A 26,741-nucleotide genomic window follows, 5' to 3' on the forward strand; every position below is an offset into this window, starting at 1 on the left:
CTCCTCAGTGACGAACTGAACTGAAGACGATCGTGTTCGATGGGAAAAGAGCTTCGGGCTGTGCGTCGTATCACGGGCGGGTTAGACCGGTGAAAGGGACAGATCTAACGTTCCACAACCTACGTGACAGCGAGTGGTTGCCGTGCCGCGCACGGGAGTGCCAGTCTGCTCATGCTGCTTGCAAACGCCAAAACGTCTCGATGAAGTAAAGCTTGGGGCCCAAATCTGTCTGGGCGGTGGGCAAGTCGGAGCGCTCTACATGCCGATGGTATCAACCGTAATCCCTGGTCAATTGCTTTGCATGAGCGTGATCTTGGCGTAGGCATGATTGCCCAGCCTGAAGCGAGTCCTCCGGGCCCACCATCATCGTTATTTATCAATGCTTTATGGGGTGGTTCGCCACGAGGTTCGCCAATAGGTCCGCCAAGCATCGGCTTGCGCGTCACGAGGCGTACGACTCGATCCATCCCTTGGACCGCCAGCCGAACCTGCGAGGCCTCGCGCGAATAAAGCTCGGCGTGGTCGATATCGTCGTGACCGAGCACGTCCATGAGCTGTCTCGTTGAGGCCTCGGCCTCCGCCAGATAAACACCGAGCGACTTCCGCAAGCCATGCAGTGTCAACCCCTTCGGAAGATCGGCAAGCTTGCACCAATGCGCCATCATTCCAGTCAGCGACTTGGCGGAGAACGGCTCACCATAGCCATTGACCAGAACGGTCTCGCCGCGCCTGTCGGCCGCATCCAGGATCTCGGATAGCATCGGTGTGATCGGCACGAAAAGCCGTTTGCCACCTGTTCGTCCCTTGTTCTTGGCCTGAACGATATCAAACCCGTCGAAGTGACGCTCAACACCATCGATGAAGACACGGCGGGTGACCCGCTGATCCCAGCGCAGGCCTGCGACGTCGCCGCGGCGGTTGCCGAGCCAAAGGGCCAAACCGTAGCAAGTGCGTGCCGCGGTGCCGAGCTGCCAACGGTTTTCGAATTGCGCCATCGCTTCGCGCGACCAGGCTTTCCAACCGCCATATGCAGGCCGCCACTCGACCGCCGCTGTGGGATCGATTTCGATCCAGTCTTGTCGCAGCGCGACATAGACCAGCTTGCGTATGCCCACTAACAGATGCTTGGCCTTATGGGGTGTGGCGATGAAGCGGCCAAGGAGCTCTTCAACATGGATGCGTCTAAGGTTTTTGACCGCTACGTTGCGCCAGATGAGCGGGTGATCAGGGACCACACGCAGTTCTAAAAACTCTTCGATCAGCCGCGTGTTCTTGCGCTTGCTGGCTTCGTCAAGCGCCAGCCACTTGACCGAGATCTTCAACCGTTGAAACGCGGCTCCAAACGTGCCGGGCAGGGCAGCTCCGGGCATTTGGACGACGGGGGCCTTGGGGACTTTCCGGCCCTCGACCGCTGCTTGATAGGCATCCTTGAAACCGGGTTGGTTAGGCGCCGGCAGACTAACCACACGCTCCTTCGTCCGATAGCGCCAGCGAAGTTTTCCATGGCGATCGGTATAGGAGGAGAGGTCGGGATATTTGTCGGTCATTGCGGAATGAATCTATTCCCTGCGATGGTTTCCTTGCAACAGGAAGTCGACGATGTTCTCTTCATCGTCTCCAGGTAGTTCGGCAAACGCCGCTTCGAGTTTAAGGCGATCCCAAATCACACGACCGTCAACTTTCTTCGGCTTCGGCATGCGGCGGTCAGCAACCATCTGGTCGAATTTGGTTATGCCCACGCCAATATATCGGGCGGCTTCTTCGCGTGAGAGGCCGCGAGGAGGATAGGAGAGGGTGTCGCTTTCCATGATCTCGCCGGCGGCATATGTCCGCCTAGTGCACGGACTTCTGTTCAGAGATCAGGACCTAGATTGCATCTACCTCCGCCGGAAGGGCGCCGATCAAGCACTGCGGTAAATTGCGGTAACGGCGTATAAATAAGATGATTGTGTGAGTTTCAGGGGTTCGAGTCGGGAGACCGCTACATGGCGAGACCCACTATCGAAGAAGCGTTCTTCTGCTATCGGCGACACTCAGCTAGAGCGCAAAGGTCGCCGAGGATCGCTCGGGTAGCTTGCCCGGTTCTCGATTGGCTAACTGCCGCTGACGGCGCGCCCGAGGTTTGACCCACCAACAGCCAGCCTTCACTAAGCCCTAGGCTTTCGTTTGGCTGGCGCCTTTCGGGTCGTGGTAGGTTGCGGTTTACGCCCGAGCCCCGCCGCCTTCGCGAGTGTAGATCTTTGGGCCGCGTAGTTAGGCGCAACCATCGGATACTCTGGCTTCAATCCCCACTTTTCACGATATTCGTTTGGAGTGAGCCCGAAGTGTACCGCGAGATGACGTTTCAGCATTTTGAATTTCTTTCCGTCTTCCAGGCAGATGATGTAGCCAGGCGTCACCGATCTTTTCGGATTGATCGCAGGTTCGTGTTTAGGCGCCTCGGTCATATTCGGCTGACCAAGACCTGTCAGAGACGAATGGATCGACGCGATGAGATCTGGCAACCCAGCGACGGGCAGGGGATTCTGGCTGACATAGGCAGAGACAATGTCTGCCGTCAGCCCAACCAGATCGGCCGTCATAGCTTCGTTTTGATCACTCAAGTATTTCCTCCTGGCAAGTCAAAACCGGTTCGCCCATTGGTCCTATATCTCCACCGCTGCAGATTAGTACAGACTGCCACCGCCGCCGCCCAGACCGCATGGATTTTGCTTCAGATACGCCATCCTCGCCCGGCGGGGCAGCTTGGTGCTCACCGTGCATCTGCTCGCTATCTCCCTTTCATGGCGGCGCTCTTATGTGGAAACCGGCGACGTTGGGCATCATCTGGCCGCCATGACCGCCACCCTGCTCAACGAATTTGCAGCACACTACACCGCTCGCCCCTATACAGCAGAGCGGAGGTCAATGGCATCAGTACGCCTTTAGTCGGGGGAGAAAATCTCGTTGTATCGGGAGACACCGTCCGGCTTCTTCTTCACCGGCTCATTCTGAGCACCGCGGCGGTGAAATTGATGAGATCGACGTTTTCACCCAGTAAATCATCGCGGGTCAACTCGCATTGCACGTCCGCCCTTACTCCCAATCCCTCCACCGGAATACCGGCACTGAAACCTGTACGCAGTGATCTACGTCCTGCAATCGTAAGCCCGAACCCGCCTGGCAGTCGAGAAAGTCCCCCGTCAACCGCGTCGCTCCAGGAAACCAGCCTATCCAAGCCGAATACATTCGCGCCTCCGCCACCAGTCGTCGGATCAACGCCGACTATCAAACCGACACCATTGTCCGCAAAATCTGCCGCGAAAAAATCGCTTGTGCTGTATGAGAGCGAGTCGATCACCAGCGCAACCTTTCCTGGATAGCGATAGGCCGGAAGACTGTCGTAGCTAGATAAAGCATAAGCTTGCGAGTACTCTAAGCCGGTAAGCGGGCTCAGCTCGATAGAACGACGCCAAATCCGGAAACACTCAAGTTCCGCAAGCTTCAACGTGTAATCTGTGCATCTAAACTGAACCGGCGAGGACAGCAGCGGTTTATTTGTAAGCACCCTAAGGAACTTCTGGCCGGCTGGGATCAATCCTCCTGGGTTGTTCCGAATGTCGACAATCAGTGTCTCTTGGGGCAATGAGGCAATGATAGAAGCCAATCTATTTACAAACGCAATATCATCTGAGACGTCGAAGCTAAAAATCCGCACGTAGCCAGACCTTCCACTACTGGTTTCGATCGACCCGTAACGCAAATTATCATCTGTAGTTAGCGCCAAGACCCTCTCGCTAGTTACTTTCGGCACCTGGCGAAGAAAGTTGTTTGTATGCAAGAGCTGATAGTCGGCACCTTGAAGAGCCGCTCCGTAACCGTCCCTGACGGCGGATGGTGTGGGGCTCAATGGTGTACGATATGCGCAGTACCAAGGCGTCGACACAGATCGCAATTTGCCATCTTGGAGAAAGGTGAGAGTGACCCAATCCTCTATAGGTACCGAGAAGAAGGCGAGGGGTCGCTGGGTTAAATTCATCACGGAAAGCCGCAACCTGGCCGCTTCATGTGCTCCAGAAGTCTGCGCAGCGAACGCTGACACATACAGGTCAATCGGCATGCCATTCCAATGAGTAATGCATGCACCCAGAGGAATGTCTGCGTATCCAAAAAATTGCTTTGTCAAAATATAGGTTGGTCGGCCATTCTCAAGGCAACGTTCAATCATGAATGGAACATAAGCCGTAGCGTCTTGCCACGGCCGCGGCAGATTGATTGTGGTATGGCGATCACGTAAGGCGTGTATAATGCCCAGCAAGTTCTTGGAGAAGTCATTCTCGCACTTCGACGTTCTTAATATGGTTAGTGACTGTACCGGGTCGATAGCCAGACTAGATCGTTTCTGCGGAAGATGTGCGTAGTAGTGCTGCAGCGCCGCAGCCACCTGAGTACAAATCTCTTCTCTTGACACGCTATCTGGTTCGGTATTCCAACCACGAACTGCAGCAAGCACGCAATATTCGATATCATCCATCCGCCCAAGCCCCTTTTAGCAATCAAAGAGGTCGACCTAGCATAAACTCTCCGACAGAACTCTCCACGAGATAGTCCTCGCCCGTCATGCGGCACAATCGGTCGCTGTTTCCTATCCCAAGAGCACAACCAGCGACATTCATCGAGGTGGCCACCAAATACATAGTCTGGTATATCGCTCCGATGTTCTTCAGTTGAGTGGCATATGCCATACCACGATATTTCCATCCCAAGCGATGAAAGCGACTGGCAATCGTAATCAATACTTGCGGCCTCACAGCCCGCGCCGCCGAAGCGCTCGCTTCATCGATCAACATCTCCATATCTGCAGTCGGATGAGATATTAGACAAAGGCCGTGATTGATATGATCATAATAATAAAAGCCACGAGGATAGTCCAAGCAGGCGTCAATAGTAACATAAAACTCCTGTTCGTAAATCGCGCCCCCATTTGCATAAGGGCGGCTAAGCAGTTCACCGGCCGCAGTTGGCAATATGCACCGTGTTCGAACGGTACGGAAGAGAAATTCACCTAGCTGCGCCAGCGATATAGGAACGATGCTGTGCTGCCGAATTGACCGGCGCGTCTCTATCGCGGTGGTCAAGCTGATATCGACTTGACTCAGATGTAAAATGTCAGGTCGGGGAAGGGCACAAAAGGAACCGGCCCATTGGTGCTCCTTTGCGGCGGGAAGCGGCTCGATTTCGCCACGGAACGCGTAGACTCCCCCCATCTTCTGCGTTGTTCGGCCAAGTCGGCTAAGCGAGTGAAACAGCAAATCGTGGAAGTCCCACTGCCTGTACTTGGAATCGTGGGCTTCCAACGGCTCGCCGGAGCTCCCGCATGGAACAATGATCTGGGCGCGGGCAAGTATTCTACACGTATTCATCACACCGCCGTTTGGCTCGCCAGCCGGCAGATGCGAAGGGACCTTAAGGGAATAAAGAATCTCAAACACCGTTTCGTCGTTAACGCTCAGCCAACAGTCCGCCGTTGGGCTTCGAGCTACCAAAACGCCGTTAGAGAAATGCATATACGCGAAACGGGAAACCCTCCATAAGCAGTCCGATGAAACTGGATCTAGCCGAAGCTTGAAGTCGTCTCGGCTCGGAATGAGAACTAGTTTGTCGCGCGTGAGTCCCGCGTGCAGTTCGACTGAGCCTGACCGAGCCAAAGCTTCTAGTATTTCGATTAGATTGCTATCACACCCTTCCAAGGGTATACCGTCTTTCGACAGCCATTCAATAATATTAACGTAACGTGAGGGTAGTCCACTCTTCATTGGGACTATTGCATCTTGGAGCGATGCCGACTTCGACAGGCGAACAGTGGCTGCTGGTTGCTCGCCGCCTTCATGAAGTATCATAGAAACATCACCGTGGGATTGAGCTCTGGTTCTGTTTTCGCTTTTTCCAACCAGCCTTCCGCGACAGGAACATCGAAAAGTCGGCCCGGTGCATAACGCGCCCAAAAATGACGCATTCCCGGAACGACTACCTTGACTACCGGCAACCCGATATCGGGCCTTGTTTGATCTAAAATAAGAATCTCCAAGCCCTTGGCCTCTATTCTTTCAAAGAGCTCAAGAAGCAATCGGGTAACTGAGCTGGCCGGAACAGGCGGTAGGTCGTCGATGCGTACGCTGGCGAGAGTCGATGTTAAGTAAGGTTGGTTTTCAATCGTTGCGGTCTTCCACCAGGCGATAGCATCATCATCCGCGATGCCGTATCGTGTGAAGCCATTCTCGCAAATGTCGAGAACAGCAGGCATAAATTGGTTCATTTCCGTCAGAGCGCGGGAGACCGCGATACGCGGATCAAAGTGAGCCCCGAAGCCCATAATGATATCTTCGGTTGGTCCGGTTTCACGTCGACTAATGGCAACAGCAACCGGTACTTTGAAATCAGATGTGACGTCCAAAATCCAGAACGTTCGGTTCCGCGCTTTATAAAATGCCCTCAACTCGTCAATGAATGGATCATTCAGCGAGTCGAGATCGATGCTTTTACGAGGTAGTCTGTTCGCCCACCAAATTGCTACTGCATCACGTTCGACTAACTCCAAAGCCCCTTGTAATGCCGCGTCTTCGAAGTAACTGCCCGCAGCTGCGCCATTTGAGTCGGCCCAAGCGAAAGAAAGTTCCATCGGCTGCGGGAATCCATAGTACATTAGGCCCGTCGGAAGATACTTCCGTCGCCCCTGTGTCCACGACCATATTGGCGACCAGCTTATCACTGCATTCTCGTCAAATGGGACCGGAACCATTCGGTAGAAGCTGCTTTTGGCGAGCCGGCTATCTCGCTCCAGGTATTGTGTCTCGCTAAATTGCATAACAGTACGCGGATCGATGGCTTCGTCGCTTAGTTGGTTGAAAGAGGAAAAGACTTGTTCCTCCTCGCCGCGATACAAGCCAGAGTATCGTTCGAGCGCCTCACAAAGGGCGCTTGTGCGGGCTTGAGCTTCGCTCTTGCCCTTTCCAGAGCTATTAGAACGCAGAGTACTCTTTATAAAAAGGAGATCATCTGCCTTCAGCGCAAAATTGTGACCAGCTATATACGATTTTACGGGTCCAGTGCTGTTAGTGGGAGAGGGAGCAATGCCCTTTACAACTCCGGAAATCTCCGAGATATGGTGGGCGTAGCGATTGAAGGTCATATCGGGATCTTCGGCGCGCACGCCATTCTCATTTGCGGTAGACACTGACCGTTCCATCAGCGCAACGGGACGGCCGGCTACTCTTGCGATCATCGGCGTGCCGCATACCTGGCATTGCGGTCGGCGAATAACCTGATGTGTTCGCTGCTCTCCCGTAAGTACGTTGATGGTAGAAATTCGTGACTCGAAGTGGGCGTTTTCGCCTCGTGCAAGCCAACGAATCATCTGGAGAATCGTCAGAGATATGGCTTGTGTTTCACCGAGCGGAACAACAGCCTTGTTGATTGGAAAATGCGCACTGCGTCCAGTGTACTGGTTGATGAATGTTTCGGCATCCCGGTTCTGGCGGAGCCGATTTTCGAGACATTTCCAGCAGGGCCCCTTCCCCGGTCGGAAGAACGGTCCCACCATCGGCACGAGGCCCTGCGGCTTCAATAAAATCCACGGCCGACCTAAGGAAGTGTTCTGGCGATTGATGGCATCAAGGCCGCCATTTTGGTAATCGTCTACTATGACGAGCGGAAGAGAGCAGCGGGATGTCTCATTGACAGAAAAGCCGCAACTTCGCAGGCAATTAACTGCGGCGGTGGTGTCCGCATCAAGTCCGAAGACGTGGAGTGGGTTCGAGGCGATGAGTGCTGCGGCGCGCACGGCGTCCAGACCCAATTCACTCCAAAATATCTGAAATGGCCTTAGTTGTGGATCAACCGCTTCCTCGAGGTGGTTACACCGGAGCAATATGTCAAGCCCCGCAATTGCGGCATCGCGTCCTACCACAGGATCGAGTAACGATATTATGTCAAGCCAACCGTTACGACCGTTGAGAAGCGGAACGAGCTGGAACATCGTCTCACCCTCGAGTAGATGTTTCTCGTTCTCCGACAGCAGGAAGATTCCTTGCCCGTCAACGATCTCAACATGGTACTTTGATTTAATGATCGGAAATCGGAACACTTAGGCGCCAACCTCACGAGTAACCGGCGGATTTACCGGCTTCCTCCTTCCCAACCGAACCAACCTCTCGAGTGGGACAACAGTTTTCAATTCTGCCTCTCTGGATCAACAAGCACTAGCGGTTGCTGGTTGGTACTAGTCAAACCCGGCGGATTGTAGATGATGCTTTCCGCTCGGGTTCAGGGCCAGTTTCTCAAGCCAAAGGCTAGAACCTACCGCCCGCCGCGCCGATCGAACCCTGGGTGCCGATCGTTCCAGTGGTAGAGCCGCCACCGCCTGTGAACGCCGTCCCCGCTGTGAAGGTCGTGGCGCCGTACAATTGTGAAGAGCTGCCGCCCGCCGCGCCGATCGAGCCCTGGGTGCCGATCGTTCCAGTGGTAGAGCCGCCACCGCCTGTGAACGCCGTTCCGGCGGTGAAGGTCGTGGCGCCGGACAATTGTGAAGAGCTGGCGCCGGCCGCGCCGATCGAGCCCTGGGTGCCGATCGTTCCAATCGTTGCACCACCGCCAGTGAACGCCGTTCCGGCGGTGAAGGTCGTGGCGCCGGACAATTGTGAAGAGCTGCCGCCGGCCGCGCCGATCGAGCCCTGGGTGGCGATCGTTCCAATCGTTGCACCACCGCCAGTGAACGCCGTCCCGGCGGTGAAGGTCGTGGCGCCGGACAATTGTGAAGAGCTGCCGCCCGCCGCGCCGATCGAGCCCTGGGTGCCGATCGTTCCAATCGTTGCACCACCGCCTGTGAACGCCGTCCCCGCTGTGAAGGTCGTGGCGCCGGACAATTGTGAGGAACTGCCGCCCGCCGCGCCGATCGAGCCCTGGGTGGCGATCGTTCCAATCGTTGCGCCACCGCCTGTGAACACCGTCCCGGCCGTGAAGGTCGTGGCGCCGGACTGCAAGCCCGGAGATGGTTGCGACGCAGATGTGCCAGCAGATTGTACGGAAGCCATTTCGATCCTCCTGATGGTCGTAAGCATTTCGTTGAGAGCTGATTGGAACTCGGCAACAGACAACGACTTGATACCAACCTCTTTAAGCCGCGCGGCATCTGCTGCCCGTATGTCCTTGCCAAAGTCTTCGTTCTCGATAGCACGAAGCGCAATAGACGCTACTAAAAGCGCGTCATGAGAGCGCTCCTGCGAATTAACTTCTGATTGTCTGCCAACAATTTCAGGCTCTGTATTCGGTGCAGCCCGCGGATCTGTTTCCCTTCGAGGATTTTTTTCCGCCGCCATGTCTCGCCTCCACGAAACAAAAGGACACCACTAAGGCTCGACGAACTATTTCGGCGCCGAACCTAGTATCCAGTCTTATTGAGCTTTGTATGTTGATCAACTACTACTTTAGCATTTACTAAGCGGCATTTTCAGCGGCGTGTCAAGAGACGTGTCTTCCGCTCTGCGAATCGTTTCTCTCAGGTAGCTGTGAGCTTCAGAAGGTTGACCAATTCGACCGCGCCGAGGAGACTGGAGAGATAGGCTTTGGAGGGTTCGAATAAACATCCAAAAGAATGCCCGTCTGTCACGCTGCGCCGAAAAGGCGATGGCGCTCGGCTGACCAGCTTTCCGATAATCCGGATGTGCTGAAGGCGATGGTCTTGGCGCGCGATGTCGAGAATGCTCGCCTGACCCAGATCGTCAAGGAATTGCAGCGTCACCGCTTCGGCCGCCGGACCGAAACCCTGCCCGAAGATCAACTTCTCCTCGGCCTCGAGGAGGCCGAACAGATCGAAGCGGCAGGCGAGGAAGCGTCCGAACGTGCCGGTCCTGCCACGCGCAGGGAGCGTACCGCAAAGCGGCGGTCGAACCGGGGGTGCGCTGCCGCAGCATCTGCCGTGCTTCGAGATGGTCGTCGACATCGAGAACCATGTCTACCCATGCTGCGGCAACGGATTTCATCGGACCGGCGAAGACGTCAGCGAGCGGCTCGACATTGTGCCGCGCGCGTGAGCGTAGTCCGGCGCCCAAATATGCCTGTCGCGCTTGCGAGGACGTGGTCGTGCAGGCGCCCGCCCGGCTGATTGAAGGCGGACTGCCGACCGAGGGATGGTCGCCCAGGTTCTGGTCTCACCTGCCGCTCTATCGTCATCTACGCTTGGCAGAATATCAATCTGGATCGCTCCACGCTCGCCGACTGGGCCCGCCGCGCCGACCGGCATCTGGGTCCGGTCCGCGAGCGGCTGCGGGAGAAGCTGAAAGCCTCGCCCAAGCTTGCGGCAGGAAAGGAGCCGACTGATCCTGGCTGAGCTCGAGCCGTGCCTGCGCGAGAAGCTCGGCCTGATCAGCCAGAAGATCAAGCTCGCCGAGGCGATCCGCTACAGGCTCGTCGCTTCGCTGATCGAGACGTCAAGCTGAACAACGTCGGGCTGGGCGCCCCAAGGCTGATGAAGGCCACAGACAAACCTCGGGCCATATTCACCTAAACGAACACGCGCCAGGGTTTCGCCGACTTCATTCTGAATTCAAGTCCATACACATAGAACGCCATCGTCACAAATATCATAGAGATAAAGACCAAGACCTGGCCGACGAAAAAGTCAAACTGGGCAATATATCCCGGGCTTGCTATGAGAACTCCGAATACAATTGCGACCGGCAATATGCATACGTATACGCATGCCTTGTATGCAAAACCACTTTTATCTTCTTTCTGGGTATCGTGAGAGATTGCAATTGCCACTATATCCGTAATAATGCACAACCCGACAGCGACAATGGCAATTGCGATGGCCACTCCAGCGTTCGTCTGCATAACCTGAACGAGATTATCTCTATTAGCGTCCTTATCTCCGCCCCGTGCATAGAAAACTATCCATTGCAATGTAAGCGCCGGCAGGGCCATAAACCAAGCCATCGTGAAGATGCCGACATAAGATGATAACGGCATTGTCCTGATGTCATAGAAGGGTAACCATTCCTCATTACGGAGCTTCGCCGAACGCATAAACAATGCAATGCAACCCGAAAGGAGAGTGGCCAAGGCTGGAAAAGAAACCTCAAAAAGCGGCCTCACAAAGGCACTCGTTAATAAGGCATCTATCGGCTGTGATTCAATTCCGAGATGAGGTGCGACGATGCTATTTTGAGTGAGAATACGATACGCAAAATCAGTGAAGTATGCCGTTACAAATCCGACACCAGAAGCAAGCAAAATGCTGTTGTACCAAGGTTCCGTCGATGTATTATTTGACCGCAGCATCTTGGCGAAAAATCTGAGGCCTGGGTCCGCATACCTCTTATCTGAACTGAGCGCCATTTCACTTAGAAGTGCTTTTGACTTCTCTGGTCTAACCAATTCGCGTAAGGTTCTTTTGTCGTTCCTTGCTATTATTGAAAAGAGCGCAATAAGTCTTTTTGCAGCTATTTCGCAGGCTTTTATGTGATCTTTCCACGCCTCTCTCGCGCTCCTGAGATCTTCAAAAAATGGAATTTCACTTGGGACCGCCCCTTTCCGCTTCCCTTGTATCAGCAATTGATCGGCGGCTAGCCTGAGATCACGCGCCGCGTCCGGCTCAACGCGAGCTCCAACCGTTACAGTTTCGTGCGACGAGAGGAAATCCTTTACGAATGCGTTCGAGGCGGTCTCATCGAGGAGATCTTCAGTCTTGGCTTTAAGAATGACGTATTGTGGCGTCAACAACTTGACGACGTCTGCATACCGTTGATATTCGGCGTACGACCACAAGTCTTCTCGCTCCAGCGTCCACTCCCCGAACAGCCGGAGCGATACACACCGCCTAGCTCCGCGGACAGCGTCATCAAACTCGATGCCGAGGATCGACAGCAGCGCGATGGTCTTCCAAAAGGTTTCGATCTCATCCTCATACTGGGGGGTGCCCGCCACGACATTTTCGATTTCTTGAGCCGACAGCGCGGTGACACGATTATAAAAGTCGTCTGGAATGTTTGCGATCCTATAAGCAAAACTCCGTAACGCTTGCTCTATTTGCGCCACGACCGGTGTTGCGGGCAATACGCCAACAACAAGCAGCGCCCCCGTCAAAGGCCAGGCGGCACCTTCAAACTTTATCGTATTTTTCCCCCCGACTATATCTATTAAGGGCTGAAAAACGCATAAAATCAAATAAAAATACAGAAGCAGGAAAACGTAGAATACATACGCCCGATTGTAAGTTTCCCTCCCCACAAGTAATGGGAGTGTTAACATGCTTGTGAAATCGTACTCGGCCCCCTTTGGGGGCGAAATTAACTCACCAAGTCTCTTGCCGGCGTAAAGCGCTATGACAAGCGTGCCAAACAAAAAAGACAAGCCAAATGACCGCTCTCCGAGACGGGCGAGTATCTCCGGTAAGGACCCAGCTAGATCACTTGACGCGGGAGGTTGGGATATGTCCGCCAAGCTATCAGCCTAGCAGCGCGTAACACTTGGATTACAACCCGCAGCGTGACTGATTTGGCTGCCCCCCATACTGGCGGCCGACATAAGCCCAAGAACGATGGCAGCAAACAAGGCGATCTTGTTGACTTTCACGACAAGCCCTCCGGATCACACCAACGGAAAACGATAGTTGATTTTATCCTCACGGTCAAGACAGTTGCCTTCTTGCTCCTTGACCGCTCCCTGATTTGCAAACGCAGTCGTAGCCGCTCGAATGAAACTAGGTTGGAAGTTGCCCGGCATTCACTTCCATCAACAACTCAAACAACTCGAGGTTGTCCTTCACGGAGAAAGGCGGGCCCTTGCCGCTGGCGCTGAAGAGGTCGGTCCATGGCGTTTAAAGGGCTCCCGCCTCGGAACGCGAATTGGCAGCGTCCATGCGGAGATGGGACGGCCGGCTTCGTGCCGACATGTCTACATGCGTCTTTCCAGAAGACGAATTGCCTGAGCTGGAATTCTGGAGCTCCGCCTTATGGGCCGTCGCACTAGAAATGTTGAGAAGATTCCGCCTCGCCGGCTCCGGCATCCGCTCACGCGTTCCCAGATAATGGGCCGCGTCCACTCGAAGGATACGCTGCGGGAAATGCGCACCCGGTCGGCAATGGATGCCGCTCGGGATCCGGTTTCTCGTGTCAACTGACGATCGCCGGCGACTCGGCGGCAGAACCTCCCCCTGTGAAGCAATGCAGGAGGCGAACGATGGAATTCTTTTGCGGACTGGACGTAGCGATTGACGGGACAGCGGTGTGCGTCGTCGACGCATGGCGCGGTGCATGTTGAGACGACGGCGACAGATCCCGATGCGCTGTTTTTAGTGCTGAAGGCGTTTCTGCCGCGCCTACGTCGCGTCGGCCACGAGGCTGGCGCCTTGTCGCCTTGGTTGCATCCGGAGCTGAAGAAACTCGGCCTGCCGGCCGTCTGCCTGAGACGCAGCATGTGCGCGCGGCGATGTCGGCGCAGCGCAACGGGACCGACAAGGCCGACGCGCTCGGCATCGCCTACATCATGCGCACCGGCTGGTTCCGACAAGCCCATATCAAGTCGGAAAGCTGCTACCGGACGAAGCTTCTGCTGACGCATCGCCGCAATCTGAAGGCCAAGTTCCTCGATCTGGAGAACGCCATACGCCATTCGCTGAAGGCGTTCGGCATCCGCCTGGGCAAAGTGGGGCGAGGGGCCTTCGAGCAGGCGGTGCGCACCGCGGTGGCGGAAGATCCACTGTCGTCCGAGCTGATGGACGCCAGGCTGTCGGCGCGCGCAGCGCTACGGAGGCAGTATTGCCGGCTGCACGATCTCGTCATTTAAAATGGTGGCACACAGCGAACTGTGCCGCCGCTTCATGGCAATCCCCGTCGTCGGTCCGGTCACGGCACTTTCGTTCATGACGGCGATCGACGATCCGTCGCGCTTCCGCCGCTCACGCGACGTCGCGGCGTACTTCGGGCTGACCTCGCGGCGATGGCAGTCGGGCACCTTGATCGACGTTCAGGGTCGCATATCGAAAGCCGGCGACGCCGATGTTCGACGCTCGCTCTACGAGGCGGCGTCGGGGCTGATGACGCCCTTCAAGGGCTCCGACAAGGTCAGGAACTGAGGCCAGGCGATCGCCAAACGCTCCTGCCACCGCAAGGCCTGTGTCGCCGTGGCGCGCAAGTTGGCGGTGATCATGATCATCGCCAAGGGTCGGCCAAAGCTGAACCTGTGGCTGCGCGAGAACCTGCCGGGCAACACGAACCTGACAGCCCGGATGCAGCAACTCGTTCACGACATGGTCGGTGAACTGCACGAACTCGATCATCGGATCAAGCAGCTCGACCAGGAGTTCGAAGCACTCGCCAGAAGCGATGAACGAGCCCGTCTGCTGCGCTGCGTGCCAGGCATTGGCGCGCTCAACGCAACGGCGCTGGCCGCAGCGGTCGGCGACGTATCGGCGTTTGCCAAGGGGCGTGACTTCGCCGCCTGGCTGGGGCTTGTTCCACGTCAGATCACGACCGGCGGCAAGCCGCGGCTGACCGGGATAAGCAAGCGCGGGAGCACCTACAGCGCGTTCTGCTGATCCATGGCGCGCGAGCGGCACTGCCATATCTGGCGAATGGACACCTCAGCTCGGCGCCTGGCTGCTACAGCGCGCCAAGCCCAACGTGGTGGTCGTTGCGCTTGCCAACAAGCTGGCCCGGATCGCCTGGGCCGTGATGTCAAAGCAACGACCCTATGAAGCCGTAACGGCCTCCAAAGGGTAACGAGTTTGGCCGAGCGGGTGCGTCCCGGCAACTGCTCGGCCGCATAAAGTCTGCGGGAGGATGTACATAGAGATGGCCCAACGGTTGATCGGCGTTCGACAAACCTGTCAGCAGGCAGCGGCCCTTTCGAGGTCGTGTATCTTGTTAGGAGCCGGGCGCGCGAATCTCCATCTTGGCAGGGCGCCCAAAGCGCCGAGGCCGGATACATTGGTGCAGACCGAGTGTGCATCTTAAGACATTCCGCTTGCAGATCGGGGCGGGCCATACATTGCCTGCGGCCGCGCCGATCGTCAGACGGCGGACCGCGCGGAATTGCCAGTGACGACGCTCCGTCACTCCGATGGAAAAGTGCGCCACGACGGTCCCAGCGCTGCTTTCGTCCAGCCGTTTGACCCTGTCGCAGAGCGCGGACGCCTACACGGCGCATCGGGACTCGACGCCCGAATACGGGATCGCGTCGCAGAGCATAGAATAATTTATTATCGTAGGCCGGAGGAAGAACGACGATGGAGAATAAGTCGCGGAAAGCACAACCGATTAAGACGGCAAGATAAAAGGGCGCACATTGTGCGTCGGTCGGTTGGTTGTTTTTGCTGAGTTTTTCGCCGCTTCCCGCACATTGCGGCGACCTAAGGCAATGTGTGGTTTAATGACAAGCCGTTGGTATTGTGTAGAAATTAGCAAATTGCGATGGGGTACCGCCTGCTCACGCTCGTAATTCCCGACATTGTTGTGTTTGATTGCCATTGCTCATCGGTGCCAGGTTCGCCGCCGACCTCTCGAATGACCGTAGCAAGGCCGTGGCTGGTCGCCGCACTCCCCCGCGTTTCCCTCCAAGTGAAAACCGTCCGCGCCGAACGGGTTTCGGTTGCGACGCGTCTGTGGCAGAATTCTCTTATGGACATCGAGGAAACGAAAGCCCGTCTGGAGAAGGCCGTCACGCTATTCGTGGATGACCAGAAGCAGCTGCTCGAACTCGATGTGAACGAGCGTGCACTCGGGGCGACGCTCGCTCATCTTTTCGTGCGCGAGTGCTTTCCCGATCACAAAGTCGATGCCGAGTACAACCGGGTAGGCCTTGACGGCAGCCCAAAGAGGCTAAACCTGCCGCTGGAATGCGGCGGGGAAAACACGCCCGTCTATCCCGATATCGTCGTGCATCATCGCGGCGTCAATGAAGAGAACCTTCTCGTGGTCGAAATCAAGAAGACCACCAACAAGCAATCGCGGCGCTGCGACCTTATCAAGCTCGAAGCTTACCGCGACCAATTGCACTACCAGCTCGGCGCGTTTCTGGAACTGCCGGCTGGGGATGATGTGGGGCGCATCGATCCTCGCATCCATTGGTTTGCTTAGCTGCGGACCAGAGGCTGGGGGGTTCAGAAATCGCTGGAAGCCAAGGCCACGCACGCGGCGCGGCCAACTCCGCCAAGTCGCCCCCCAAACTGAGGTACCCTTAGACGTCCAATGCAAGGCCGAACACCAGGCTCGGACTCGGAGCAGCGGGACTAAATATTTTGCGCAATGCTTGGTTTGCACTCTTTCGTTGAATTTCATTTCTGCGTCCGACATGGTTGCATCTAGGGGGAACGATGCAGCTTTCACGAATCATCATCCGCAATTTTCGCAACTTCAAATCTCTTGACGTCGAGCTTTCGGGCGACGTGGTGATCGTTGGTGAAAATCGCGTCGGCAAGAGCAACTTGATCCATGCCCTTCGCCTGATTTTCGATCCGACGATGCCGGACTCCGCCCGCGAGTTGCAGCTTTCCGATTTTTGGGACGGGTTGGGTGGACCAAGCGTTGACGACATAATCATGGTTTGCGTGGACATTCGTGGTTTCACAGGCGATCTGAATGTGCTCGCGATGCTCACCGAATTTCGTCTCGATGACGATCCCGATACGGTGCGTCTGAATTACGTATGTCGCTCCAAGCCTGCCATCGCTGGAGACCCGACTAGCGACGATGATCTTGAGTTCATGTGCTATGGCGGCCAGCATGAGAGTAAGCGTTTCGGCCATGCTCTCCGTCGTCGCATCATCATGGATTTGATGCCTGCGCTTCGTGATGCGGAAGGCGACCTTGCGAACTGGCGCCGCTCGCCTTTGAGGCCGCTAATCGAGGATGCGTTCAGCGGCATCGATCACGAGGACCTATCCGATGTCACCAACGCAATTGAAGAAGCGACCGATAAGCTTACCGAGTTCATAGAGGTTAAAGAGCTTCAGACGGGAATCAGATCCCTGTTCAAATCCATGAGCGGGGCGAGGCAGGATATTAAGCCGACCCTCGGCTTGGCCCCCCTTGATACGAACCGCCTTTATCGCAGTATTCGCCTGCTTATCGACGATGGAATGCGCGGCATAGGCGAGGCCAGTCTCGGCTCGGCCAACATCGTGTTCCTAACACTCAAAGCATTGGAAATCAGGAAGTTGATCAACGAGAGTAAGCGCGATCACACGCTGCTTGCGATCGAAGAGCCGGAAGCGCATCTCCATCCACACCTGCAGCGCTCCGTTTACCGTCATCTGTTCGAGAGTGCTGACAAAGACGCCAACAGGAAGCTCTCGGTTTTGCTAACCACGCACTCGCCGAATATCGCGAGTGTCGCACCCCTCCGATCAATATTGCTATTAAAGGACACGGCAGACCGAGGCACTGTTGGCCGGTCGACCGCGTCTCTCTCGCTGAGCGAGGCGGAGTTCGATGATCTGGAGCGTTATCTTGACGTCACTCGTGCCGAAATATTGTTCGCGCGGGGTGTGATCCTGGTGGAAGGGGACGCGGAACGTTTCCTTGTTCCAGAGTTCGCCCATGAGGCGAAACTTCCACTCGACGAGTTGGGAATTAGCGTATGTTCGGTCTCAGGCACGAATTTCACGCCATACGTCAAACTCCTTAGCGCATTGGAGATACCGTTCGCGGTCGTGACCGATTGGGACCCGATGCCCAAAGCAAATGCTCTGGGTTACAACCGAACTCTAAATCTCGTCCGGACGATCGAGACAGTGCGCACCGGGAAGGTGCCGGTCGCATTGATGAAAGAGCTGCGTGCGATTGAAAAACTTGGGATACTCTGTGACCGCTGTGAAGCGTATGGCATTTTTTCAAACGATCACACGCTTGAGATAGACCTGTTCGAAGACGACTTTGCCGAGCCCATCATCGAGGTTCTCGAAGAGACGTCGTTTAGCGACGAGAAGAAGGCGCTCATTGCTGGATGGAAGGCGGATTACGACACGTTGGACACAGCGAAATACCTCGGACTGATCGAGGATATAGGTAAGGGGAGATTCGCGCAGCGGCTCGCCAACAAGATCAATGGAATTTCCCCGCCCGGGTACATCAAACGCGCGCTGAAGCACGTGGCGGACCGTGTTTGACCGCAAGCTGTATCTGCGTGCTGCCGAGCAGCTCCGCGATAACAAGGGGCAGTGGGATGCCTACAATTCAAAGGGCAACTGCGTAGTTCTGGCCGGGCCTGGCAGCGGCAAGACAAAGACCCTCACGATCAAACTCGCTCGGATGCTTGCCGAAGATGTAGAGGAGCCGCGAGGGCTCGCATGCATCACCTACAACAATGAATGTGCAAGGGAATTGGAAACTCGGCTCGACGCGCTTGGCGTGCAACAAGATCGCCGCGTCTTCATAGGCACGGTTCACTCGTTTTCCCTCACGCAGATCGTCCTACCTTACGCGAAGACCGCAAATCTTGGCCTGCCGGACAGTTTCGCGGTCGCAAACCAACAGCAGCAAGAGCAGGTTCTGGGAAAGGCGTTCTCCAAGGTCTATGGCGGCGGAAATCCCGCTTCTTTAAAGTTCGACATGAACACCTACCGCCGTTCCATCCTGAACCGTGAGGCCAAGGAGTGGTATGGCATCAACGAGAGGTTGGCGAAGCTCTCAGAGGCGTACGAAGCAGGACTACGAGAGCGGGGGCTAATCGACTTTGAAGATATGCCTTTGCTGGCGGTGCGCGCGCTGCGGGACAACGAGTGGATTCAGCGAGCGCTCCTGGCGAAGTTTCCGATTTTGGCAGTCGATGAGTACCAGGACTTAGGGCGTGCCCTGCATCGTATGGTGCTCGGACTTTGCTTCAGCACGGGGATGCGCTTGTTCGCGGTTGGAGATGTCGATCAATCCATATACGGCTTCAACGGTGCGTATCCGGAGCTTTTAGAGCAACTCAGCGAGCGCGCGGACGTCGAAACTATTCCGCTGCAATTAAACTATCGATGCGGCTCGAAAATTGTCGCAGCCTCGGAGTTAGCGCTGGGTGCGGGCCGCGGATACCAGGCTCCGGACGGGGCGCCCGAGGGGCAGGTCTATTTTCACCCATTGCAGGGCGCACAATCGACCCGCGCCAACTATTTGTTCGATTCAACCTTCCCGGAAATACAGGCTAGAAGCCCAGGCCTTCGCCTTGGCGATATTGCAATTCTTTATCCGACAGCAAAGATCGGCAACGCTGTCGCCGACGCGGCCCGAGCTCGTGGACTAGGTGTTATCAGGACCGACACGAACGCCGTGTACCCCCGCAGCAGTCGTGTTATCCGTTGGTTGGAGCAATGCGCGCTCTGGTGCGCAGGTGGCTGGCAGCGAGGCGCGCCACGGTTTTCTCGGCTGTCCGCAGAAGGCTTGCGTCTATTCGGCGAGGCGATTTCTGGGAGCGACCGTGAGGCGGAGTTTCAGCAGCGCCTTGTCTCCATGCTTTGGTCGCGACGCGATCCAGAGATGAAGCTGCACGAATGGCTCACCGGGTGCCAGGAAGAACTGCTGGGCGACCTGTTTGGCAAATGCCGTATGCTCAGGGATGAGCAAGCGATCGTCGAGTCGTTCTTGGCTCGCATATCCGACGGCGGCGACACGTCGGAAATGACTTTGGGGCTCTTCGCGGGCGTTGGAGAAGGAGCTAGCCGACTGGTGCTTTCTACGTTGCACAGCGCGAAAGGCAGAGAGTTTTCGATCGTCGTTTTGTTCGGAATGGACGCAGGCGAAATGCCGCGTTTCAATCAAACAAAAAAGCAGCTTCTCGAAGCGCGGCGGTTATTCTATGTCGGTTTGACGCGCGCAAAGAGCGAGGTTCACATGGTTTATTCTGCGGCGGCGCCCTCCAGCTTTGTCCGCGAGGTCCAAGATAGGCTGTAATCTCGCCTTGATCGCGGTCCTTCGGGGTCGCTTCGGTAACGCTGCCTATGCAATGGAGAAGATTATCGCTGAACTGGGTGTGGCTTTCCTCTAGGGATATCTTTCCATTACGCAGGAGCTGCGCATCGATCCACACGCAATATATCGCCAGCTGGCTCGAGGTCCTCGAGTACAACATGAAGCCGATCTTCAGCGCGGCCTCGAAGGCAAGCCAGGCAGCAAACTGGCTGCTGTTGTCGATCGATTCGCCAGAAGCTGATGGGCGCGAACAGCTCGCGCGAACGTTGACCAAGCTGGCTGCAGCTTGTGCATATGTAATGCTCTCTCCGCCATTTGCTGGAGCAGCGGCCGAACGTTGTGTTACAAATTCTGATGCCCTCTGATCTGAGTCCGGATGAACTGTCCAAAAAAAGTCCACCGCCGCCGGCGAGGAACTATTCTAAGACAACATTAAAAGTGTTGTTCGGGATGTCGGGTAATCAATGCGCGCATCCGGATTGTCACGAGCCGATCATCAGTTCCGCCACCGAGTATTCCGATGCGAAGGTGATCGGGCAGATCGCTCATATTTACGCTCACAGCGATACAGGCCCTCGTTCCAAGCCCGGCTTGACGCCGGCGGAACGAGACGCCCCCTCGAATCTCATACTTCTTTGCCCGACCCATCATGTGAAGGTCGATACCCAATATGAAACCTATCCGGCGACGCTTTTGATCGCCTGGAAGGAGAGGCACGAGACAAAGTTCAGCGGCAAGCTTACGCGCGCGATCACCGATGTCGGTTTCGCAGAGCTCGAGATTGCAGCCAAGGCACTGCTGACGGCAGGCGCGCCGGTGACAGCTCCTTCGCTGAAGCAAATCCCGCCGAAAGACAAAATCACGAAGAACGGACTCGGACCGAGCATTGAGCTTCTGCTTACGATGGGTGCTGCCAAGTCACAGGAGTGTGAGGAGGTCATACGAAAAGCGGCCCAACTCGATCCGGAATTCCCGAACCGGCTACGCAACGGTTTCATTCAGCGCTATGAGCAGTTGAAGACGGCCGGCTACACCGGCGACGAGATTTTTCTACAACTGAATGATTGGGCTGGAGCAGGACAGAGGCTGGAGACCTCGCGGGGTGCGGCCGGCCTTTGTATGCTCACACACCTGTTCATAATCTGCGACGTGTTCGAGAAATAGATGTCGGTCCTCCCTACCAAATATGTGCCGATAGATTTCTCGGTGTTAGGCGTGGCAGCAACGGTCGCTGCGGAAATGCGTAACAACGACACTGTTTCCAGCCTTTGGGATCGGCTCGCCGCCAATCCGCAGGTTCGGACGTTTGACCGCTTCGCTGCCGCTCTGACGCTGCTTTTCGCGGGATCGGTGATCGCGGTTGAAGGTGGAATCCTCCGACGTGCCGCGAACCCAGGAGGTCAGCAATGATCACTGAGGTTCGATCCGATTTACCCGACTTCCGCACAGCGCATTTCGAGCCGGGAATGAACATCGTACTTGCCGAAATCGCGGCAGATTCGACAGAGCACGAGAGCACGAACGGACTCGGCAAGACCACACTCATCCGCATCATACATTTCTGCCTTGGTGGGAGTATTGCGCGTGATCGGGTTCTAAGCCATCCCGCGTTGGCCGGCGTTTCGTTCGGGCTTACCTTCACGCACGAGGGCCGCGATATCCGCGTCGACCGGCGCACCAACGAACATACTGTCCTCGTCTCGAAAGCTTTTTTTGAGGGCGTGGATGTCGAAGCGATTTCCAGCGACGGCGACCGGTCCCTGATCACGGCTGATGACTGGCTGAAATTGCTCTCGCGTCGGTTCGTGAACGACGCGTACGCACCTAAACTCGGAAAATACGCGCCGAGCTTCCGGGAGCTATTTCTCTATCAGGCCCGGATCGGGAAGGAGGCGTATGTCGACCCACTGCAAGCCTTCAGCAACCAATCCGGTACCCAGCGCCGGTTGGTTATCTCCTATCTGCTGTCTTTGAACTGGGACAAGCAGCGAGACCTCCATGAGGAGCAGCAGAAGAAAGACCAAATCGCGAAGGCGATCGCGGCCCTCGAGGAAGTAACGGATTCCACCGACGAGCAGAGCATTGGGGACCTAGAGGCCGAGCGCGTCGTGCTTGAAAAGCAGATCGCAACGAAGCGCGATGAAGTTGCCGGCTTCAATGTGCGCCAGGATTACGACGCGCTGGAGTCGCGGCTCAACAAGGTAGACCGTCAGATACACGACCTGGTTAACGACAATCACAGCGACACCCGGCTGCTCGAATATTACGAGCGTAGCGCGAAGGACGCGCCGACATCAAATCCGGACCAACCGCTACAGATCCTAAGGGACGCCGGCGCGATCTTCAAAGAAGAGGCGTTGCGCTCCTTGGCGGAAGTGGCGCACTTCCACGCGCAGATCTATCGAAACCGCCACGATTTTCTCAAGGCGGAGATCGCTCGGCTCCGAAATCAGATCGGCGCGAGAAGTCGCGACATTGACGCGCTCTCGTTGGAGAAGCGGGATTTGCTACGAACGCTACAGTCGAGCGGCGCGCTCGCTACGCTGATCGAACTTCAGCGTGGCCTCACGGACCTCGAAGCACTTCATGACTCGCTGGTGGCAAGGATCGAAGAGCGCAAGAGATTCGACACGCGCAAAGACACTCTGTCGGCAAGCATGATCGAAACACGCGCGCTCCTGAAACGTGATCTGGAGGATCGCCGCGCAACGACGGACGAGGTGATCGGGCTTTTCGCAGACTATACGCGGTTTCTGTATGGGAAGTCTGGTCGGCTGAGCATCGACGTCAAGCAGGCCGGATACAGCTTTGGAATTTCGATAGACCGCGAGGGAAGCGATGGTGTCGACCAGATGGTCGTCTTTTGCTTCGATCTCGCGGTAGCAACTCTGAGGGCGCGGCGTAAGGCGCCGTTCAACATCCTCATTCATGACAGCACCATGTTCGCCGATGTCGATCCGCGGCAGTACGGCCTAGCGCTGCAATTGGCCGCCGACAAATCGGAGGAGGAGGGCTTTCAATACATCTGCTGCCTCAACTCGGGCGCTCTCCCCGTGGAGCATCTTGGCGCATTTGAGCTAGACGGAGCCGTCCGCCTTCGCCTGACGGATGACGGCAATAAGGGACGGTTACTCGGCAAAAAATTGCCGCCCCGCGAAAAAACAGAATAGGTTGTTGTCCGCTTCTTGTTCGCGGCGTGATTGCGCGGATAAGCGCCTGCGCTATCTAACGAGTTTGGAACCCCTTTGAGGAACGCCTCCCCGAGCGCTTTGGCATAGGCGCGCCAATCCGCCTCAACCGCCTGCTTGCCGGCAGGGATCCGCTGCTCTTTGCAGCGAACAAGCTGCCCGAACGGACGCTCCAGTCCCTGGCCATCGGCGTAGCGATAAAGAATGCTGCCAGTCCCTCGTTCGATCCGCGTCAGATTATCATTGAATGCACGCCACCTCGCTGGCACGTCCGTGGTTGGACGTCCCAGTGACTCTATCGCGAGAGCAGAACGGCGCTTCCTCAGCAACGTCAGGTCAAGGGTTTTCTAATGTGGGCCAATACAACCGACTTGAGGCAGCATAGCGGAAGGCGCAAAGCCGCCGCTCGTTCGCTACGGCGCCGTTTGAAGCGCGCTCGCGAGCGGCTAGGCGCGGCCCTAATCTAAATGACTGCTTCGCGATTTGCGAATGAGAGCTTCCGGCTCCATTCCGAGCGCATCGGCGATGCGTCCGAGAACCGTGACACTGGGCGAAACGTCAGCGCGTTCAATCGCTCCTATGTAGCGAGAACTCAAACCAGAGCGCTCGGCTAGTTCCTCTTGTGTCAGATGCCGGCTGTTCCTGGCGTGCCGCAAATTCACAGCGAAAATTTCCTTGAGGTCCATCCAGAGAGCTAACTCGCGAATGGAACGATCATTCCAGGAACGATAGTTCCTATTCGCCATTATATGTGCTATGAAGTGAGACCCCCTTCGTCAGCATAGTGGTCATCCCAAATGAATGACGCCTCAGAGATTCCAGTCGACGTCAGCAGCTCTTTCGATCCCTTTTTGGCCCTCTGGGGCGAGTGGCAACAGGCCCGTTATGTCTCGCTGGTGCTATGTCGAGTGCAGCAGCGGTTGGAGACGCGAATGACGGTCGATACCGGAATTCAGGTATTGACTGGAGGCGCATCCGAACCGCGTCGAATATCAGCCCCGCCGTCCGTCACAGGTTCTCAGTATGTCGTGACTTGTGAAGCCGAAGTGTTAGCCATGACCGAGGTGCTCAAACTTCAGGACACTGTACCCGAACTCCCCGCCGCGTCGCTCCTCGGCATTGTGGCTAAGTTGGAGATGATCGCCGGCGCCGACCGGGATATCGGTGATCCCACCGATTTCCCATGGCCGCATATCGCTTCCGTCCTACGAGACTTGAAGGCAATCACAGGAGCTCTACGCCGCAGTCGACCGGACCGTACCATTACCCGTGCTGAGGTAGCGCGACATTGGAACGAAGCCACCAAGCTCGTGATGGCGCTTTCGGACTAGGATTCCCAGCGGCATGAGCCTGTCTTGTAAACTTATCGTATCAGTCATTGGCGCAGGTCCCCAGCCCAGGGGCACCTCTCCCATGGAGAATGGTGCGGACATAAGCAGGTTGGAAAGCTCGGAGACGCCCCGCAACGAGCTTCGTGATAAACGCAGTGGCGAAAACACATCGCCGTCCAACTTCGTTAAGTTGACCGCCGTCCGATTTCTACGCTGCGGCGTGCCAATTGCACGATTGGTGGGACGCGTCTCTTTGCTCGTCGCTGGGCATCGCGATGCTAGCTTTCGTGAAGTCGGTACCAGATACAGACAATGGTTCTTGCCTCCCCGAAACCGCCCCTGCGGAGGCGCCGCAGGAGCTTCGCAAAGCCATGCTTGAGTTCGTCGAGGCGCTTGCCATCGCTGATGCCAGACGCGATCATCTCTTTTCTACCGACTCTTTGATTGGCCGAAGTCCCGTGATTGATGCACGTCACGCCGAGAAGGCTCCCAAGATATGACGCGAGCCGCTATCTACGCTCGTTTTTCGACCGAGCTTCAAAACGAAAAGTCCACCGAAGACCAAATTGCCCTTTGCCGCGCTTATGCATCTCGCAACGGTCTAGATGTCGTTGCCGTCTATGAGGATAAGGCGCGCTCCGGAGCGTCGTTATTCGGTCGCGACGGCCTCCTGACTTTGATGGAGGCGGCAGGCCAAAAAACGTTTGATACGGTAGTCGTGGAAGCGCTTGACCGCCTTTCACGCGACATGGCGGATCTCGCGGGTCTTCACAAGCGGCTCTCTTTTCTCGGTATCGAAATCCAGGCTGTTCATGATGGTATCGCGGATGCGGTGCTTATCGGTATTCGTGGACTGGTCGGTCAAATGCAGAGGGAGGATGGCGGTAAGAAGGTACGGAGGGGCATGGCTGGCGTGGTCCGTGATGGACGTCACGCCGGGGGCCGGGCCTATGGCTATCGACCTATCTTGGGCCGCCCTGGGGAACTTGAAGTCGTCGAACGGGAGGCAGAAGTTGTCCGGCGCATTTTTGACGCCTATTCTGCCGGTCGAACCCCACGAGACCTAGCTGGTGATCTCAACCGCGATGGTATAGCGCCGCCGCGAGGAACACGCTGGAACGGTTCCACCATCAACGGAAATGCCCAACGCGGAGTGGGACTGCTCTTTAACGAACTCTATGTCGGTCGGATCATTTGGAACAAGGTTCGAATGGTGAAGAACCCCGATACTGGCAAGCGCGTCTCCAGGCCAAATCCGAAGGATCAGTGGCAGAAGAAAGAAGTTCCGCATCTGCGCATTATCGATGATGAAGTGTGGCAGAAGGTACAGCACTCAAAGTCGCGAGGGTGAACGCATCTTCTCATATCAAGCGTCGCCCGGCGCACCTGTTATCCGGTCTACTGCGCTGCGGCATCTGCGGATCAGGCATGTCGGTTCACGATCGTGATAAGACGGGCAAAACGCGTGTCAGGTGCTCGGCAGTACGCGAAAGCGGGAGCTGTTCCAACCGGCGCATTATTTACCTGCCCGAGATCGAAAGGGCAGTCCTCGATGGCATGCGCGAGCAGTTGAAAGCGCCGGACTTGATCGAGGCATACATCCGCAAATATAACCAGGAGCGTCGGGGATTGGCCGCGCAGGCGAACTCGATTCGGACAGCCCTGGAAGGCAAACGCAATCAGGTAGAAGGCGAGCTTAAGCGCACGATCGACCTCGTGATCAGGAGCGTCATAGCTGAAGAGGATGCCAAGCAGCGGATCGCAGAACTAAAGACTCAGCTTTCTCTGATCGGGGGGCAATTCGGCGGTCTCGATGAGCCGCCATCAACCGTGGCTCTCCACCCGGCCACCTTGCAGCGGTATGTCAAAACCGTCGATGGCCTTTCAAAGGCGTTGGCCGACCACGCGACGGCCCCAGATGATCGTGGCCCGCTCATCCAAAATTTTAGGCAGCTTGTTCACAGCGTTACGTTGCACCCAAAACCTGCACGCGAAGGCTTCGAAATCGAGGTCAAAGGCAAGCTTGCCGCCCTTATTGGCGGAGTAGCGTTCCCTACCGCACGGTACACTGGAAAGCCCACCCCAACAGGCGACCGTTATGATGCGGCCGTTGGGCACGATAGTGGGTTTGAAGTGGTAGCGGGAGACCGCTACATCGCGACACCCACTATTGAAGTGGCATTCTTTTGCTATGGCTCCCATGCCACCGCGGAAGGTCAAGAGCATGGGGGGCAGGTGCTCAAAATTGCATGAGACCACTGTCGGCTCGTCTGGTGCCGACGTTCCTGCAGTCGCGC

General features: G+C 56.3%; 21 protein-coding genes and 3 pseudogenes. 15 read left to right on the forward strand and 9 right to left on the reverse strand.

The annotated features are described in order from the left end of the window. Positions 1 to 119: 119 nt before the first annotated feature. The 7 genes from LB538_RS03830 to LB538_RS03860 all read right to left on the reverse strand — a co-directional run bounded on the left by LB538_RS03830 (position 120) and on the right by LB538_RS03860 (position 9,353). Entirely contained in the window at positions 120 to 1,547 is a 1,428-nt protein-coding gene (locus tag LB538_RS03830) for a tyrosine-type recombinase/integrase (RefSeq protein WP_224527563.1), read from the reverse strand. Positions 1,548 to 1,559: 12 nt separating this feature from the next. Beyond that, entirely contained in the window at positions 1,560 to 1,808 is a 249-nt protein-coding gene (locus LB538_RS03835) for a hypothetical protein (RefSeq protein WP_224527565.1), read from the reverse strand. A gap of 339 nt (positions 1,809 to 2,147) precedes the next feature. Then, complete coding sequence (locus LB538_RS03840; RefSeq protein WP_318011890.1) at positions 2,148 to 2,603, reverse strand: MucR family transcriptional regulator; 456 nt, start codon at positions 2,601 to 2,603, stop codon at positions 2,148 to 2,150. Positions 2,604 to 2,977: 374 nt separating this feature from the next. Further along, positions 2,978 to 4,513: a S41 family peptidase gene (locus LB538_RS03845; RefSeq protein ID WP_224527567.1), complete on the reverse strand. Its 1,536-nt coding sequence runs from the start codon at positions 4,511 to 4,513 to the stop codon at positions 2,978 to 2,980. A gap of 22 nt (positions 4,514 to 4,535) precedes the next feature. After that, positions 4,536 to 5,879, reverse strand: a complete 1,344-nt coding sequence (locus tag LB538_RS03850; RefSeq protein WP_411908988.1) for a SagB family peptide dehydrogenase — start codon at positions 5,877 to 5,879, stop codon at positions 4,536 to 4,538. Continuing rightward, positions 5,876 to 8,122, reverse strand: coding sequence for a TOMM precursor leader peptide-binding protein (locus LB538_RS03855; protein ID WP_224527569.1), 2,247 nt, complete (start codon positions 8,120 to 8,122; stop codon positions 5,876 to 5,878). Before LB538_RS03855 ends, LB538_RS03850 begins: the two co-directional genes overlap by 4 nt. 205 nt (positions 8,123 to 8,327) lie before the next feature. Then, positions 8,328 to 9,353, reverse strand: coding sequence for a hypothetical protein (locus LB538_RS03860; protein WP_224527571.1), 1,026 nt, complete (start codon positions 9,351 to 9,353; stop codon positions 8,328 to 8,330). A gap of 275 nt (positions 9,354 to 9,628) precedes the next feature. Between LB538_RS03860 and LB538_RS03865 the strand changes: the two are divergent. Together LB538_RS03865 and LB538_RS03870 are read left to right on the forward strand one after the other, a co-directional pair. Then, a pseudogene (locus LB538_RS03865) lies at positions 9,629 to 10,360 on the forward strand (IS66 family transposase zinc-finger binding domain-containing protein); the annotation flags it as partial. Beyond that, positions 10,329 to 10,472: an IS66 family transposase gene (locus LB538_RS03870; RefSeq protein WP_224527573.1), complete on the forward strand. Its 144-nt coding sequence runs from the start codon at positions 10,329 to 10,331 to the stop codon at positions 10,470 to 10,472. The pseudogene LB538_RS03865 and the gene LB538_RS03870, both read left to right, overlap by 32 nt. Before the next feature lie 64 nt (positions 10,473 to 10,536). Here the strand turns inward: LB538_RS03870 and LB538_RS03875 are convergent, their stop codons facing one another. Next, positions 10,537 to 12,477, reverse strand: a complete 1,941-nt coding sequence (locus LB538_RS03875; RefSeq protein WP_224527576.1) for a hypothetical protein — start codon at positions 12,475 to 12,477, stop codon at positions 10,537 to 10,539. A gap of 738 nt (positions 12,478 to 13,215) precedes the next feature. On the opposite strand from LB538_RS03875, the pseudogene LB538_RS03880 reads away from it, so the two are divergent. The 9 genes and pseudogenes from LB538_RS03880 to LB538_RS03920 form a co-directional block, all read left to right on the forward strand. Then, positions 13,216 to 14,185 (forward strand): annotated as a pseudogene (locus tag LB538_RS03880) (IS110 family transposase); the annotation flags it as partial. A 72-nt stretch (positions 14,186 to 14,257) separates the two neighbouring features. Next, positions 14,258 to 14,607: pseudogene (locus tag LB538_RS03885) on the forward strand (transposase); the annotation flags it as partial. Positions 14,608 to 15,446: 839 nt separating this feature from the next. Beyond that, the gene (locus LB538_RS03890; protein WP_224527577.1) at positions 15,447 to 16,112 is read left to right on the forward strand and encodes a hypothetical protein; all 666 of its coding nucleotides are present in this window, start codon (positions 15,447 to 15,449) and stop codon (positions 16,110 to 16,112) included. A 236-nt stretch (positions 16,113 to 16,348) separates the two neighbouring features. Beyond that, positions 16,349 to 18,142: an ATP-dependent nuclease gene (locus LB538_RS03895; protein ID WP_224527579.1), complete on the forward strand. Its 1,794-nt coding sequence runs from the start codon at positions 16,349 to 16,351 to the stop codon at positions 18,140 to 18,142. Continuing rightward, a complete protein-coding gene (locus LB538_RS03900) occupies positions 18,135 to 19,907 on the forward strand; it encodes an ATP-dependent helicase (RefSeq protein WP_224527583.1) in 1,773 nt (590 codons plus the stop codon). Before LB538_RS03895 ends, LB538_RS03900 begins: the two co-directional genes overlap by 8 nt. Positions 19,908 to 20,083: 176 nt before the next feature. Beyond that, on the forward strand, positions 20,084 to 20,290 hold the full coding sequence (locus tag LB538_RS03905) for a hypothetical protein (protein ID WP_224527586.1): 207 nt from the start codon (positions 20,084 to 20,086) through the stop codon (positions 20,288 to 20,290). Beyond that, a complete protein-coding gene (locus LB538_RS03910) occupies positions 20,280 to 21,089 on the forward strand; it encodes an HNH endonuclease (RefSeq protein WP_224527589.1) in 810 nt (269 codons plus the stop codon). The genes LB538_RS03905 and LB538_RS03910 overlap by 11 nt, the downstream gene beginning before the upstream one ends. Further along, positions 21,090 to 21,335: an ABC-three component system middle component 6 gene (locus tag LB538_RS03915; protein ID WP_224527592.1), complete on the forward strand. Its 246-nt coding sequence runs from the start codon at positions 21,090 to 21,092 to the stop codon at positions 21,333 to 21,335. Beyond that, positions 21,332 to 23,095 (forward strand): DUF2326 domain-containing protein, encoded by a 1,764-nt coding sequence (locus LB538_RS03920; protein ID WP_224527595.1) that lies wholly within the window; start codon positions 21,332 to 21,334, stop codon positions 23,093 to 23,095. The genes LB538_RS03915 and LB538_RS03920 overlap by 4 nt, the downstream gene beginning before the upstream one ends. A gap of 476 nt (positions 23,096 to 23,571) precedes the next feature. Here LB538_RS03920 and LB538_RS03925 read toward each other — a convergent pair whose 3' ends face one another. Further along, positions 23,572 to 23,799 (reverse strand): helix-turn-helix domain-containing protein, encoded by a 228-nt coding sequence (locus LB538_RS03925; protein WP_224527597.1) that lies wholly within the window; start codon positions 23,797 to 23,799, stop codon positions 23,572 to 23,574. A gap of 246 nt (positions 23,800 to 24,045) precedes the next feature. On the opposite strand from LB538_RS03925, the gene LB538_RS03930 reads away from it, so the two are divergent. The 4 genes from LB538_RS03930 to LB538_RS03940 all read left to right on the forward strand — a co-directional run bounded on the left by LB538_RS03930 (position 24,046) and on the right by LB538_RS03940 (position 26,697). Beyond that, complete coding sequence (locus tag LB538_RS03930) at positions 24,046 to 24,444, forward strand: hypothetical protein (protein WP_224527599.1); 399 nt, start codon at positions 24,046 to 24,048, stop codon at positions 24,442 to 24,444. A 371-nt stretch (positions 24,445 to 24,815) separates the two neighbouring features. Further along, positions 24,816 to 24,944 carry a hypothetical protein gene (locus LB538_RS29150; protein WP_263482269.1) on the forward strand — a complete coding sequence of 43 codons (129 nt, stop codon included), beginning with the start codon at positions 24,816 to 24,818 and terminating at the stop codon, positions 24,942 to 24,944. Further along, positions 24,941 to 25,795 carry a recombinase family protein gene (locus tag LB538_RS03935; protein WP_224527601.1) on the forward strand — a complete coding sequence of 285 codons (855 nt, stop codon included), beginning with the start codon at positions 24,941 to 24,943 and terminating at the stop codon, positions 25,793 to 25,795. Before LB538_RS29150 ends, LB538_RS03935 begins: the two co-directional genes overlap by 4 nt. 77 nt (positions 25,796 to 25,872) lie before the next feature. Further along, on the forward strand, positions 25,873 to 26,697 hold the full coding sequence (locus LB538_RS03940; RefSeq protein ID WP_263482268.1) for a zinc ribbon domain-containing protein: 825 nt from the start codon (positions 25,873 to 25,875) through the stop codon (positions 26,695 to 26,697). Positions 26,698 to 26,741 lie beyond the last annotated feature (44 nt).

The sequence above is a fragment of the Mesorhizobium sp. Ca11 genome (assembly GCF_020165275.1).
In the GTDB taxonomy this organism is placed as follows: Bacteria; Pseudomonadota; Alphaproteobacteria; order Rhizobiales; family Rhizobiaceae; genus Mesorhizobium.